At 59.7% G+C, this 14,405-nt stretch carries 12 protein-coding genes and 2 tRNA genes; 8 read left to right on the forward strand and 6 right to left on the reverse strand.

Going from position 1 to position 14,405, the window contains the following annotated elements:
• Positions 1-8: 8 nt before the first annotated feature.
• Positions 9-85, reverse strand: a tRNA-Met gene (locus tag H0Z09_RS10960).
• Between the two features lie 204 nt (positions 86-289).
• Positions 290-366 (reverse strand) — tRNA-Met (locus H0Z09_RS10965).
• A gap of 278 nt (positions 367-644) precedes the next feature.
• Between H0Z09_RS10965 and dinB the strand changes: the two genes are divergently transcribed.
• Positions 645-1,703, forward strand: coding sequence for a DNA polymerase IV (dinB, locus tag H0Z09_RS10970; RefSeq protein WP_186690449.1), 1,059 nt, complete (start codon positions 645-647; stop codon positions 1,701-1,703).
• 129 nt (positions 1,704-1,832) lie between these two features.
• Here the strand turns inward: dinB and H0Z09_RS10975 are convergent, their stop codons facing one another.
• The 4 genes from H0Z09_RS10975 to H0Z09_RS10990 all read right to left on the reverse strand — a co-directional run bounded on the left by H0Z09_RS10975 (position 1,833) and on the right by H0Z09_RS10990 (position 6,811).
• Entirely contained in the window at positions 1,833-2,786 is a 954-nt protein-coding gene (locus H0Z09_RS10975; protein WP_076949817.1) for a hypothetical protein, read from the reverse strand.
• A gap of 20 nt (positions 2,787-2,806) precedes the next feature.
• Positions 2,807-4,522, reverse strand: coding sequence for a proline--tRNA ligase (locus H0Z09_RS10980; protein WP_076949816.1), 1,716 nt, complete (start codon positions 4,520-4,522; stop codon positions 2,807-2,809).
• 398 nt (positions 4,523-4,920) lie between these two features.
• Complete coding sequence (locus H0Z09_RS10985; RefSeq protein WP_186690451.1) at positions 4,921-6,453, reverse strand: AmpG family muropeptide MFS transporter; 1,533 nt, start codon at positions 6,451-6,453, stop codon at positions 4,921-4,923.
• A 43-nt stretch (positions 6,454-6,496) separates the two neighbouring features.
• Complete coding sequence (locus tag H0Z09_RS10990; RefSeq protein WP_189672136.1) at positions 6,497-6,811, reverse strand: MGMT family protein; 315 nt, start codon at positions 6,809-6,811, stop codon at positions 6,497-6,499.
• Between the two features lie 188 nt (positions 6,812-6,999).
• Between H0Z09_RS10990 and H0Z09_RS10995 the strand changes: the two genes are divergently transcribed.
• The 7 genes from H0Z09_RS10995 (at position 7,000) to H0Z09_RS11025 (ending at position 14,267) form a co-directional block, all read left to right on the forward strand.
• Positions 7,000-8,007, forward strand: coding sequence for a DUF481 domain-containing protein (locus H0Z09_RS10995; protein ID WP_186690455.1), 1,008 nt, complete (start codon positions 7,000-7,002; stop codon positions 8,005-8,007).
• 105 nt (positions 8,008-8,112) lie between these two features.
• The gene (locus tag H0Z09_RS11000) at positions 8,113-8,844 is read left to right on the forward strand and encodes a HugZ family protein (RefSeq protein ID WP_186690457.1); all 732 of its coding nucleotides are present in this window, start codon (positions 8,113-8,115) and stop codon (positions 8,842-8,844) included.
• 66 nt (positions 8,845-8,910) lie between these two features.
• On the forward strand, positions 8,911-9,387 hold the full coding sequence (locus tag H0Z09_RS11005) for an FxsA family protein (protein ID WP_186690459.1): 477 nt from the start codon (positions 8,911-8,913) through the stop codon (positions 9,385-9,387).
• Positions 9,388-9,634: 247 nt separating this feature from the next.
• Complete coding sequence (locus H0Z09_RS11010; RefSeq protein WP_057723898.1) at positions 9,635-9,928, forward strand: co-chaperone GroES; 294 nt, start codon at positions 9,635-9,637, stop codon at positions 9,926-9,928.
• A gap of 50 nt (positions 9,929-9,978) precedes the next feature.
• On the forward strand, positions 9,979-11,625 hold the full coding sequence (gene groL / locus H0Z09_RS11015) for a chaperonin GroEL (protein WP_186690461.1): 1,647 nt from the start codon (positions 9,979-9,981) through the stop codon (positions 11,623-11,625).
• Positions 11,626-12,313: 688 nt separating this feature from the next.
• Complete coding sequence (gene colR / locus H0Z09_RS11020) at positions 12,314-12,997, forward strand: two-component system response regulator ColR (protein WP_026136965.1); 684 nt, start codon at positions 12,314-12,316, stop codon at positions 12,995-12,997.
• Positions 12,987-14,267: a HAMP domain-containing sensor histidine kinase gene (locus H0Z09_RS11025; RefSeq protein ID WP_186690463.1), complete on the forward strand. Its 1,281-nt coding sequence runs from the start codon at positions 12,987-12,989 to the stop codon at positions 14,265-14,267. Before colR ends, H0Z09_RS11025 begins: the two co-directional genes overlap by 11 nt.
• The last annotated feature ends 138 nt before the right edge of the window (positions 14,268-14,405 follow it).

Below are 14,405 nucleotides of genomic sequence, written 5' to 3' on the forward strand. Positions count from 1 at the left end.
TTGATGTTTGGTTGCGGGAGCCGGATTTGAACCGACGACCTTCGGGTTATGAGCCCGACGAGCTACCAGACTGCTCCATCCCGCGTCTGTGGCCGGCATTCTACAGTCCAGCGACGAGGTGTCAACCGTTAATGGATGTATCGGTCAAATAAGTGTGAATTAAACCGCTGAATCACTGCTGTGCGCGGTAAGTGCGCGGCAGGCAAGAATTTTGTCCGACAATCGTTATGCCTGTAAAAACCGATACGCACAAAAAAGGCCACTCTTTCGAGTAGCCTTTTTTGATGTTTGGTTGCGGGAGCCGGATTTGAACCGACGACCTTCGGGTTATGAGCCCGACGAGCTACCAGACTGCTCCATCCCGCGTCTGTGTGTCGGCATTCTACAGAGGAACGCGAGTGTGTCAACCCGTGAATTAAAGAAAAGCGCTTGTGCTTCAATCGGTTAGCTCTCCAAAAAGGCTGTCGGATGCCCGCCGGCCCAGTACGGCCAAGGGTTTCAGCTCTATCGGAACGCCAAATTCGATTGAGAAAATAAATTCATCGGAGACTTTTCCTACCGCTTAGAGGGAAGATTCAAACTACTGGTGCTATATACAGGTTCGGATGCGATACTGGCCACCCGTAGGTTCACACCCTGTTTATATGACGCAGCGCAAAATCATCCACGTCGACTGTGATTGCTTCTACGCCGCCATCGAGATGCGCGATGACCCGAGCCTGGCGCAAAAACCGCTGGCGGTGGGCGGCTCGGCGGACCGACGCGGGGTGATCGCCACCTGCAACTACGAGGCGCGTGCCTATGGCGTGCGCTCGGCCATGTCGTCCCGTCACGCCTTGAAGCTGTGCCCGGACCTGACCATCGTCAAGCCGCGCATGGATGCTTATAAAGAAGCGTCGAAGGAAATCCAGACGATCTTTCGTGACTACACCGACCTGATCGAGCCTTTATCCCTGGATGAAGCCTATCTGGACGTATCCGACAGCCCGCACTTTGGCGGCAGCGCCACGCGCATCGCCCAGGATATTCGCCGCCGCGTCTCCAACCAGCTGCACATCACCGTGTCCGCCGGTGTGGCGCCAAACAAGTTCCTGGCCAAGATCGCCAGCGACTGGAAGAAGCCCAACGGGTTGTTTGTGATTACCCCGGACCACGTCGAAGATTTTGTCTCGCAGTTGCGGGTCAGCAAGTTACACGGGGTCGGCAAGGTGACCGCTGACAAACTGGCGCGCCTGGGCATCGAAGACTGCCTGCAACTGCGCGAGTGGAACAAGCTGGCGCTGGTGCGCGAATTCGGCAGTTTTGGCGAGCGACTCTGGAGCCTGGCCCGTGGGATAGATGATCGCGGGGTGCAGAACGACAGTCGCCGGCAATCGATCAGTGTGGAAAACACCTACGACGTGGACTTGCCGGATCTCCCGAGCTGCCTGGCCAAACTCCCTGAACTGATGGACACCCTGGCGGGGCGCATGGCGCGTATCGACAGCAGCTACCGGGCGGGCAAGCCGTTCGTCAAAGTGAAGTTTCATGACTTTACCCAGACCACCCTGGAGCAGGCGGGGGCGGGGCGGGACCTGGAAAGTTATCAACAGTTGATGACCCAGGCGTTCAACCGAGGCGGCAAGCCGGTGCGGTTGCTGGGGATTGGGGTGCGGTTGCTGGATTTGAGTGGCGGCAACGAACAGTTGGAGTTCTCCTGGTAGAAACCGAGAGCCAAAAGTGGGAGCGGGCTTGCTCGCGAAGGCGGCGTGTCAGTCAACGGATGCATTGACTGATCTACCGCATTCGCGAGCAAGCCCGCTCCCACATTGGATCTTCATCCAGCCTGAAACTCAGCGGGCGCCTGGGTCCGCGACGAGCCGCCCCGCATCCTTGGTCAGCGCCTGCAGGAATTCCTGCTGCAACTCCGGATCATTGCGGGTCAGTTCGATCAGGCTTTGTTCCAGTTCGCTGGCTTCTTCTTCCAGGCCCAGCTCCGACAGGCGCTTGACCCGGTGCACCCACTGGCTGACTTCGTCGTCTTCCAGGTCGTCGTAGATCAGGCCATGGGCTTCCAGCAACTTGCCACGCAAGGTGTTGCTGACCGCCAGGGTCGAGTCCGAATGCACATCGTCCTGGCCATCTTCAACGCTGATCTTCAAGGTGGTGACGCGGTTCAGGTCCTGCTCGGCAAAGGGGCTGTCCAACAGGTTCAGGCGCAGCACGCCGTTGCGGTCGGTGGTCAGCTCATGCACCTGCTTGCCGGCGGTGACCTGTACCGGCCGTTCGCTCCACGGCAGGCTCGAATATTCCACACGCTTGTCGCGCTGGACTTCATCGATACCCGCCAGGTTCTGCTGCGCACGGCCGTGTGACTGCACGTTCATGAACGGGTTGAGACCGTCCACGCCGTAGATCAGCCAATCGTGGGTCATGCTGGTAGGCAGGTTGCCCAGGGCGAAGATATTCGCCACGTTGGCACCGGCGCCCGCCACCAACGCTACCGCACCCAGGGGCATCTCATAGAGCTTGCGCCAGGGTTGGTAGGGCGTGTAGCGGTCGTAGCGACGGGTGACTTCGAATTCGGTGACCTCGAAGGTCTTCTGCTCATGAATGCGAACCCGGCGTTGCGGCAGCTCCAGCACTTTGGGTTCGCCTACATCGATCTGCAGGCTGTGGTCGAGCAACTTACGCTCGACCCGCTCCTCGTGCTCACTGCGTTGCGACATCTGGTTGGCGCAGCCGCTGACCAGCAGGGCGCCGCACAAGGCAGCGCCCCCCAGGGCTCTGGTGTTTCGCTTGAACATGACTTCTCTTGATCTGGTTTTCAGCGACGAATACGCGCCTGAAGGAAAGACAGCACGTCAGCCACCGGCAACGGTTGAGCTTCGGCTTCGGTCCGGCTCTTGTATTCCAGATTGCCATCGGCCAGGCCGCGGTCACTGACCACGATCCGGTGCGGGATGCCAATCAGTTCCATGTCGGCGAACTTGATGCCCGGGCTGGTTTTCTTGTCCCGGTCATCGAGCAACACTTCAAAACCCGCCGCCGTCAGTTCGGCATAGAGTTTGTCGGTGGCTTCGCGCACTTGCTCGGTTTCATAACGCAGCGGTACCAGCGCGACCTGGAACGGCGCCAGCGCGTCACTCCAGATGATGCCTTTTTCGTCGTTGTTCTGCTCGATGGCAGCGGCCACCACGCGGGACACGCCGATGCCGTAGCAACCCATTTCCAGGGTGATCGGCTTGCCGTTCTCGCCCAGCACTTCGCACTTCATCGCCTTGCTGTACTTGTTGCCCAGCTGGAAGATGTGCCCGACTTCGATGCCGCGCTTGATTTCCAGCGTGCCCTTGCCGTCCGGGCTCGGGTCGCCGGCCACCACGTTACGCAGGTCGGCCACCGTCGGAACCGGCAGGTCGCGCTCCCAGTTCACGCCGAAGTAGTGCTTGTCGTCGATGTTCGCGCCGATAGCGAAGTCGCTCATCAGTTCGACCGAACGGTCGATGATGATCGGCAGCGGCAGGTTCAACGGGCCGAGCGAGCCGGCGCCGGCGCCAATGGCGTCGCGCAGCTCGGCGTCGGTAGCCATCACCAGCGGGTTGGCCACGCCAGGCTGCTGGGCGGCTTTGATTTCGTTGAGTTCGTGGTCGCCACGGATCACCAGCGCAATCAGCTTGCCTTCTTCTTCGGCGCGCACAATCAGGGTCTTGATGGTCTTTTCAATCGGCAGATTGAATTTCTCCACCAGGGCCGCGATGGTCTTGGTGTCCGGTGTATCCACCAGGCGCAGTTCTTCGGCCGGTGCAGGGCGCGAAGTTTCCCGTGGCACGGCTTCGGCTTTTTCGATATTCGCCGCGTAGTCGGAACCGTTGCTGAACACGATGTCGTCTTCGCCGGACTCGGCCAGTACGTGGAATTCGTGGGAGCCGGCACCGCCGATGGAACCGTTGTCCGCTTCAACCGGGCGGAATTTCAGGCCCAGGCGCGTGAATACATTGCAGTAGGCCTGGTGCATGCGGTCGTAGGTGACCTGCAGCGATGCCTGGTCAGGGTGGAACGAATAGGCATCCTTCATGATGAATTCGCGGCCGCGCATCAAACCAAAGCGCGGGCGGATCTCATCACGGAATTTGGTCTGGATCTGATACAGGTTCAGCGGCAGCTGCTTGTAGCTGCTCAGCTCGTTGCGCATCAGGTCGGTGATCACTTCTTCGTGGGTCGGGCCGGCACAGAAATCGCGGCCGTGACGGTCCTTGAAGCGCAGCAACTCGGGGCCGTACTCTTCCCAGCGCCCGGATTCCTGCCACAGCTCAGCCGGCTGGGTGCTCGGCATCAACACTTCCAGAGAGCCGGCGGCGTTCATTTCTTCACGAACGATGGCTTCGACCTTGCGCATCACCTTCAAGCCCATGGGCAGCCAAGTGTACAGGCCGGAAGCGAGCTTGCGGATCATGCCGGCGCGCAGCATCAACTGATGGCTGATCACGACCGCGTCGGAAGGTGTTTCTTTCTGTGTGGCGAGCAAATATTGACTGGTACGCATGGTAGGCCGTTGTCGGTTGCTTGGACTTGAAATGACTTGGGATTGTACGGGCGGTTGCTGTCGGAGTACAGGCGTCAGAAGTGCAGGGCTTTGTGTGGGAGCTGGCTTGCCTGCGATGAAATCGCCTCGGTGCAACAGATGCACCGCGCCGTCCGCATCGCAGCATAGGTATCTACACAACTTTGTAGTGAGCGGGCTTGTCCCGCGTTGGGTAGCGAAGCCGCCCCAATAAAAACGCCGCCGAGTCCCAGATAAATCCAAGTCGCCTGGTCTGGGGCCGCTTCGCAGCCCAGCGCGGGACAAGCCCGCTCACTACAGATGCTCGCATGGCCTCAAAAAAGATGTGTAGATACCTATGCGCATCGCAGGCAAGCCAGCTCCCACAGAACCGAGTTGGGTCAGTCTTCCTCAGGCGGATTCAACCGAATCCGCCGATTCTCCTGATACCAGTGCAACGCAATCAGCAGCAACGTCGGCACGCCCAGCATGCAGGTAATCAGGAAGAAATTGTGATACCCGAACTTCTCCACCATCACCCCCGAATACCCGCCGATCAGGCGCGGCAGCAGCAGCATGATCGAGCTGAGCAGGGCGTATTGGGTGGCGGAAAACTTGAGGTTGGTCAGGCTCGACAAGTAGGCAACGAAGGCCGACGTCGCCATGCCTGAGCTGAAGTTATCCAGAGAAATGGTGAAAATCAGCATCTGCAAGTCGGGGCCCATGTCGGCCAGCGCCACGAACAGCAGGTTGGTACCGGCGGAGAACACTCCGCCGATAAACAGGATCGGCAAAATGCCGAACCGCACAATCAACAGGCCGCCCATGCCGGCGCCGAGCAGGGTCATGATCAGGCCGAAGATCTTGCTGACCCCGGCGATCTGGTCCTTGGTAAAGCCCTGATCGATGTAGAACACGTTGGCCATCACGCCCATTACCGTGTCGGACATGCGATAGGTGGCGATCAGCCCCAGCAGCAGCAACGCCTGCCAGCGGTAGCGCAGGATAAAGTCGTTGACCGGCGTGAGCACCGGCGCCAGGCCTCGGCGGCCCATGGCCGAGAGGCACAGCGCAGTGAGGGTTATATAGAGGATGGCACGCAGGAACGCGCGATCGTCCATCAGCAAATCCCACAGGCTTACGCCCTGGAACACCACGCTGGCGAAATCGGTGTTGTACAACTGGGTAAACATCGCCGGAACCGACACCAGCAACACGATCAGCACAAACACCGAGGCGAGCTGATGCACGAAGCTGTAGCGCCCGGCCTGCAGCTGGGTGCGCAGCGGTACATTGGGTTCGCGCATGAACAAGGTAGTCAGCAGCGCCGGGATCATCAGCACGCCAAACAGCACGTAGGTGCCGGCCCAGGCCGAGTGTTTATAGTTGAAGCCAGTGGAACCGAACCCTTCGGCGAAAAACAGTGCGCCCGCGGTAGCCAGCAGGGCGGCGATGCGATAACCGGACATATAGCTGGCGGCGAGGGCGGCCTGGCGGCTGTCGTCGGCGATTTCCAGGCGGTAGGCATCAACCGCGATGTCCTGGGTGGCGGACGCGAAGGCGACGACCACGGCGATAGCGATCAACCAGGACAAGTGTTTCTGCGGGTCGCAAAAGCCCATGCCGATCAATCCGAGGATCACCAGCGATTGGGCCAGCACCAGCCAGGAGCGGCGGCGTCCGAGTTTACCGAGCAGCGGCAGGCGCCATTGGTCGAGCAGCGGCGACCAGACCCATTTGAAGGCATAGGCCAGGCCGATCAGGCTCGCATAACCGATGGTCTCGCGCGCCACACCGGCTTCACGCAACCACACTGAGAGCGTCGAGAACACCAACATGTAAGGCAAGCCGGCGGCAAAGCCGAGCAACAACAGCACTAACGTCGAGGGGCTGGCATAGGCGGCGAGCGCGGCGCGCCAGGTTTTACGGGGCATGGGCTGGAGTCTGCCTCAGATTCACGGAAACAAAGCGCGCACTCTAACCGCTGTGCTCTACCGGGCGCCAGCCATGGCGCTGAATATCCACGCGATTATTGCGGACTGTGACGCCTTCATCGCGCAAACGTGCGCGTTGCTCGTCACCCGAGGCACTGCCCACCGGCAGACTTATCCGACCACCGGCACCCAGCACGCGGTGCCAGGGTAATTTGGTGTCGTCGGGCAGTTGGCTCAGGGTACGGCCAACCCAGCGTGCCGCGCGACCGAGGCCAGCTAGTTGGGCCAGCTCGCCGTAGCTCACCACGCAGCCTTCGGGCACTTGCGCCAACGTCAGGTAGAGCGCGGTGCGGCGCATTTCGGCGGGACTTTGAGGGGGCTCGGCGGGTTGATTCACTGTGGGTATCCGTTGAGATCATCTGTCTTATTGTAAGAAACGTCTGTAAACATGGTCTCGGCAATTGAACTGAACATAAATCCTTGAGTCAGTCGTAGCTGACACGATAATGCCTTCTTTTTCGCCAACTTCGAGCCTCGAATCCGCTTATGTTGTCCAGAACCCTGCTATGCCTCGCTGTTTTCAGCGCCTCCACGCCTTTGCTGGCCGATACCGTCTGGTTGAAGAACGGTGACCGCCTGACCGGCAAGATCAAGGTCTTCGACGGCGGCAAGCTGCTGATCCAGACCGATTATGCGGGCGCGATTCCCGTGGACTGGAAGCAGGTGAAAACCCTGGAAAGCGACCAGGAACTGCTGGTCAAGCAGGACGCCTACACTGGCGAGAAGGCCAAATCGCTGCAAGCGGCCGACGACGGCAAAGTGGTACTGGCCAATGGCGAAGCGCCCAAGACCGTCGAGCTGGCCAGCATCCAGCAGATCATCAAGCCCAAGCCTGTGATCACGGACCTGGTGTGGAAAGGCAATATGGATATGGCGCTGGACTATAAGCGTGCCGACAAAGACACCAATGATTACGACGTCGATTTCAAGACCACCGCTCGTCATGGCCAATGGCGCCATACCGGACAGGGCGAATACAACCGCGAATTCCAGGACGATGTCACCACCACCGACAACTGGGCCTTGGAATACGACCTGGACCGTTTCCTGACCGAGCATTGGTTCTGGCAGGGGCGCTTGGCCTACAAGCGCGACAAGGTCGAAGACCTGGCCCGCCAACGCACCGTCGGTACGGGCCCGGGCTATCAGTTCTGGGACGATGAGCTGGGCGCCTTCTCCCTCGGCTCGCTGGTCAACCGCACTGACTACGAATACGCCGATGGCGGCAAGGACAATTTCTATTCCTTGGCCATGAAGTGGAGCTACAACCGCTACCTGATCGGCAAGACCGTCGAATTCTTCACCGACGGCGAAGTCGGCAAGCCCATCGGCGGGCCGTCGGCGTATTCGCTGGATGCGGAAATGGGCCTGCGCTACAAAGTCACCGAATGGGCCTCCCTCAACCTCAAGGCCGAGCGCGACGTTATCAGCGGCGACTCCGACAGCAGCCTGAGCAAGACGCGCTACACCGCAGGGTTTGGCGTGGCTTGGTAATACCGACGAACAAAACTGCCTGGCAACCTTTGCGGTTATTGATTACCTTGCGTTGAGATCACCTCCCATAGGCCATGGGCGGCTGCATACCCGAGGAGTCAAACGTTGAGCGCACAGGTTGCCAGGAACGCCCGAGAGCTGTTGCTCAAGGAATACCGTGGGGCTCTCTCCACACAGTCCAAAGCCATGCCTGGCTTCCCGTTCGGGTCGGTCGTGCCGTACTGCCTCGACGCGCAGGGCCATCCGTTGATCCTGATCAGCCGTATCGCCCAGCACACCCATAATCTGCAAAAAGACCCGAAGTGCTCGTTGCTGGTAGGTGAGCGGGGCGCGGATGACGTGCAGGCGGTCGGGCGCCTGACCTACCTGGCGCAAGCCGAAAAACTGGAGGAGGGCGTTGCCATCGAGGCGGCGGCCGAGCGTTATTACCGCTATTTCCCCGACTCGGCCAACTACCACAAGGCCCACGACTTCGATTTCTGGGTACTCAAGCCGGTGCGCCACCGTTATATCGGCGGCTTTGGCGCGATCCACTGGGTCGACCAGTTGACCCTGGCCAACCCGTTCGCGGGCAAGGCCGAGCGCAGCATGGTCGAGCACATGAACAGCGATCACGCCAAGGCCCTGGCCCACTACGTCGAGTTGGCCGGCCTGCCTGCTTCGCAGCCTGCGCAATTGGCCGGTATCGACAGCGAAGGCATGCACCTGCGCATCGGTGAGTCTTTGCATTGGTTGCCGTTTGCAGAATCTTGCAACACCCCGACACAGGTACGCGAAGCCCTGGTTTCATTGGCTCACGCCGAGGTTTGGCCGAAAAAAGAAGCCGTTGACGCTTGAATTCACGAAATGGCGACGTCATCTAAGGTGGACTGGCAAGGCATTCTTGCGTTGAGGAACCATTTGATGCGCCCTTTTTTATTGCTCTTTCTGCTGTTTCCGGTGTTGGAGCTGTTCGTATTCGTTCAAGTCAGCAGCGCGATCGGGTTTTTCCCGGCCCTGCTGTTGATCATTCTCGGCTCGATGCTCGGCGTCCTGGTGCTGCGCGTCGCCGGCCTGGCCACGGCGCTGCGTGCCCGTGAAAGCCTGAACCGTGGCGAGCTGCCCGCGCAGACCATGCTTGAAGGCCTGATGATGGCCCTTGCCGGCGGCCTGTTGATCCTGCCGGGCTTTATCAGTGACGTGGTCGGCCTGGTGATGTTGCTGCCGGTCACTCGCAAGCTGCTGGCGGGCAAGATGCGCCAGCGCGCCGAGGAGGCCGCGATTCGCCAGCGTGCCTTCGCCGATGACCTGCAACCCCGTGGCGGTCCGGCTCCGCGCCAGCCGTTGGGCCGAGAAGGGGATGTGATCGAAGGCGAATTCGAACACCGCGACAACAAATAAACGCTCCACCTGCACGGCACCTTCGGGTGCCGTGCTGCATTTACCCCGTGTCAGACACAAAAATTTTCATCTGCAACCCCTTGTAATCACCGCCGGCGCCCTTATGTAAGGGTCACCGCAAGGTTTCTGGTGGTGACACTAGACAGACTTCCGCGTCTCGCCCTGCGAGCCGCGACCGGCACCGCCGGAATTTAACCCGCCGGAATTGATACCGGCCGATGAAAAACACAATTAGGAGAGATCGACAATGAAGCTTCGTCCTCTGCATGACCGCGTCGTTATCCGTCGCAGTGAAGAAGAAAAGAAAACCGCTGGCGGCATCGTCCTGCCAGGTTCGGCTGCTGAAAAAGCCAACCACGGTGTGATTCTGGCTGCGGGTCCGGGCAAGGCTCTGGAAAACGGTGAAGTACGTGCGCTGGCCGTGAAAGTGGGTGACAAGGTTGTTTTCGGCCCTTACTCCGGCAGCAACACTGTGAAAGTCGACGGCGAAGACCTGCTGGTAATGAGCGAGAACGAGATTCTTGCCGTTCTGGAAGACTGATTTTCCCGCTCATTTTCCCGTTACTACAAAGTATTTAAGGAATATCGATCATGGCTGCTAAAGAAGTTAAATTCGGCGATTCCGCCCGCAAGAAAATGCTCACCGGTGTCAACATCCTGGCTGACGCGGTAAAAGCGACCCTGGGCCCTAAAGGCCGTAACGTGATCATCGAGAAAAGCTTCGGCGCTCCGACCATCACCAAGGACGGCGTTTCGGTAGCAAAAGAAATCGAACTGGAAGACCGTTTCGAAAACATGGGCGCGCAGCTGGTCAAAGACGTTGCCTCCCGTGCCAACGATGACGCAGGCGACGGCACCACCACTGCCACCGTTCTGGCCCAGGCCATCGTCAACGAAGGCTACAAGGCCGTCGCTGCCGGCATGAACCCGATGGACCTCAAGCGCGGTATCGACAAAGCGACCATCGCTATCGTTGCCGAGCTGAAAAACCTGTCCAAGCCATGCGCTGACACCAAGGCTATCGCTCAGGTAGGCACCATCTCCGCCAACTCCGACAGCTCCATCGGCGACATCATTGCCGAAGCCATGGAAAAAGTCGGCAAAGAAGGCGTGATCACCGTTGAAGAAGGCTCGGGCCTGGAAAACGAACTGTCGGTTGTAGAAGGCATGCAGTTTGACCGTGGCTACCTGTCCCCGTACTTCGTCAACAAGCCGGACACCATGGTTGCCGAGCTGGACAGCCCGCTGATCCTGCTGGTCGACAAGAAAATCTCCAACATCCGCGAAATGCTGCCAGTACTGGAAGCCGTTGCCAAAGCCGGCCGCCCACTGCTGATCGTTTCCGAAGACGTTGAAGGCGAAGCCCTGGCGACGCTGGTTGTGAACAACATGCGTGGCATCGTCAAAGTCGCGGCCGTCAAGGCTCCAGGCTTCGGCGATCGTCGCAAGGCCATGCTGCAGGACATCGCCGTATTGACCGGCGGTACCGTTATCTCCGAAGAGATCGGCCTGAGCCTGGAAAGCGCCACCCTGGAAAACCTGGGTAGCGCCAAGCGCGTGACCATCTCCAAGGAAAACACCATCATCGTTGACGGTGCTGGCGTTGAAGGCGACATCGAATCGCGTATCGCCCAGATCCGTGCCCAGGTTGCCGAGACTTCGTCCGACTACGACCGTGAAAAACTGCAAGAGCGTCTGGCCAAGCTGTCCGGCGGCGTTGCAGTGATCAAGGTTGGCGCCGGTTCCGAAGTTGAAATGAAAGAGAAGAAGGCCCGCGTTGAAGACGCCCTGCACGCAACCCGTGCAGCCGTCGAAGAAGGCGTGGTACCTGGCGGTGGCGTTGCGCTGATCCGTGCTCTGGAAGCCCTGACCAACCTGACCGGCGACAACGCTGACCAGAACGTCGGTATCGCTGTGCTGCGTCGTGCTGTTGAAGCACCGCTGCGTCAGATCGCCGCCAACTCCGGTGACGAGCCAAGCGTTGTGGTTAACGAAGTCAAGAACGGCAAGGGTAACTACGGTTACAACGCTGCGTCCGGCGTATACGGCGACATGATCGAAATGGGCATCCTGGACCCTACCAAGGTGACTCGTTCGGCGCTGCAAGCGGCATCCTCCATCGGCGGTCTGATCCTGACCACCGAAGCGGCGATCGCTGAAGCACCGAAGAAAGACGGTGGTTCTGGCGGCGGTATGCCAGACATGGGCGGCATGGGTGGCATGGGCGGCATGATGTAAGCCAGCCTTACCCCCGTACCGAAAAGCCCCGCCTGCAGTGATGCAGGCGGGGCTTTTTTTATTTCAATTTGAAATACGGTCAACTGTGGGAGCTGGCTTGCCTGCGATGGCGGTCTGTCAGGCGACTATTTTTTGGATCTGACCGAGTACATATCCATTTCTGCGGTAACGACTGCTATTGGTTCCGCCCTTACGGCGGCTCACTTTTGAAAAGCGCAAAAGTAAGCAAAACGCTCTTGCCCCAACACTCGGCACCTCGCTTAGGCTCGGTGTGCCCGAACGCAGACTTGAATCCGTGGGCCGCCGCCACGCGCCATCCATGGCGCGGGGCGGCTAACCCGGCGTCCTGCCGGGTTACCCACGGATTCAAGCCTGCGTTCGGCCAGCGTGTTTGACGGGGCGCCTGAGATCAAGATCAAAAGCCAGAGCAACAGCAGCAGTTGTGTAGATACCTATGGCCATCGCAAGCAAGCCACACACACTTAAAATCGCAGTAGGTCATTAAATTAATCGGGTATCTTCGCCTGTGCACTGTCCTCAATATGTGAAGTCATAGTGAAAATCTCGTTCATCACGAACATTGGTTGAAAAGCTTTATCGACGGGCCCTCAAGGCCTATCCCTGAACCCCGCTTGGCCTTAAGCTGCGCGAGCCATCACGGCCGTTACCGCGTACGGAGACACTGCCCATGCGAATTTTATTGGTTGAAGACAACCGCGATATTCTGGCCAACCTGGCCGATTACCTGGGGTTGAAGGGTTACACCGTGGACTGTGCGCAGGACGGTTTGTCGGGCTTGCACCTGGCCGCCACCGAGCATTACGACCTGATCGTGCTCGATATTATGCTCCCCGGCATCGATGGCTACACCCTGTGCAAACGGCTGCGCGAAGATGCGCGGCGCGACACGCCGGTGATCATGCTGACTGCCCGCGACCAACTGGATGACCGCCTGCAGGGCTTCAAGTCCGGCGCCGATGATTACCTGCTCAAGCCGTTTGCCCTGTCGGAGCTGGCCGCGCGCATCGAAGCGGTGCTGCGCCGTGCTCAGGGTGGCGGACGTCGCGCCCTGCAAGTCGCCGACCTGAGCTACGACCTCGATACCCTGGAAGTGACCCGTGAAGGTCGCCTGCTCAAGCTCAACCCGGTCGGCCTGAAGCTTTTGGCGGTGCTGATGCAGAAGAGCCCTCACGTATTGCGCCGCGAGATTCTCGAAGAAGCGTTGTGGGGCGATGACTGCCCGGACAGCGACAGCCTGCGCAGCCACGTTCACCAACTGCGCCAAGTGATCGATAAACCGTTCGCCAAGCCGTTGCTGCAAACGGTGCACGGCGTCGGTTATCGCCTGGCCGAGGGTCGTGATGGAGTTTAAGCAGAGCCTTGCCCAGCGGATCATCATTGCTTTTGCGTTGATGAGCGCATTGGTGGCGGGGGCGTTCGCCATGGGCATCGTCGCGACCGTGCACCTGGTCGAAGAGAAGCTGATTTCGGCAGGGTTGGGCGGAGACCTGCAACGACTGCTGCTGATGGACACGGTCGAGGATTGGCGGCACCGGCCCGAGCCGGACCAGTTGTTCTATTTCAGCGGCGGGCCTGGCGACTTTGAGTTGCCCAAGGACTTGCGCCACCTTGAGCCCGGCTTCCATGAAGTGTTTCGCGAATCGCTGTCGTACCACGCCATGGTCGAAGTGGTCGACGGCCGACGCTACGTGCTGTTGCAGGATCAGAGCGACTTCGAAGAGCGCGAGCGGGTGCTGTTTGCGGTGGTCATGGTGGGCTTCGTGCTCAGCCTGGCGCTGGCGGTATTTCTTGGCTGGGTGCTGGCGCGCAAAGTGATGGCGCCGGTCGTGCGCCTGGCCCGCCAGGTACGTCACCGTGACCAGTTGCTGGGCCTGGCACCGCCGTTGGCGCCGGACTATGCAGCGGATGAAGTGGGAGAGCTGGCCGTGGCGTTCGACGCCACATTGGGGCGCCTGCGCCAGGCGCTGTCCCGTGAGCAGCTGTTTACCAGCGACGTCAGCCACGAGTTGCGTACGCCCTTGATGGTGCTGGCCAGCTCCTGCGAACTGTTGCTGGAAAACCCGGCGATCGATCAGCGTGGGCGTAACCAGGTCGAGCGCATTGCCCGTGCCTGCGAAGAAATGCGCGAACTGGTGCAGACCTTCCTGATGCTGGCCCGCGCCGAGCATGACGACGGTACCATGTCGCCCCAGGTTACCCTGGAGCAGGTGGCCGATGACCTGCTCGGTATCTGGCGTGAACCTATCGAGCGCAAGGGCCTGGAGCTGATCTACCAGCCGGGCGACCCGTTGGATACCCGTTATAACGCCACCTTCCTGCACGCCGTCATGGGCAATCTGCTGCGCAACGCCCTGCATTACACCGAGCAAGGCTTCATTCGGCTTACCCTGGAGCCGAGTGGCTTTGTGGTGGAGGACTCCGGTGTGGGCATTCCCGAAGACAAACGCGAAGCGATGTTCGAGCCATTCGTGCGCGGCAACGAGAAGCGCGGGGACGGCCTGGGCCTGGGTCTGTCACTGGTCCAGCGGATCTGCGAGAACCAGGGTTGGAGCGTGAGCCTCAGCACCATGGAGCCCAATGGTTGTCGCTTTCATGTGCAATTGAGTCAGGCCAGCGCCTGACTCCACCCTCTGCCGTTATCCTGCCAGAGGTCCCCGCAATTCGGCGAAGATGGCCCCATGCTATTGCTTATCTCTGTAAAGTCTTGAAATGTATGGGGATTGGACAGGACAAGTTTTTCACAAAGGGTTGACCTCTTG

It is taken from the genome of Pseudomonas sp. SWRI18 (assembly GCF_014268345.1).
GTDB classification, from domain to species: domain Bacteria; phylum Pseudomonadota; class Gammaproteobacteria; order Pseudomonadales; family Pseudomonadaceae; genus Aquipseudomonas; species Aquipseudomonas cedrina.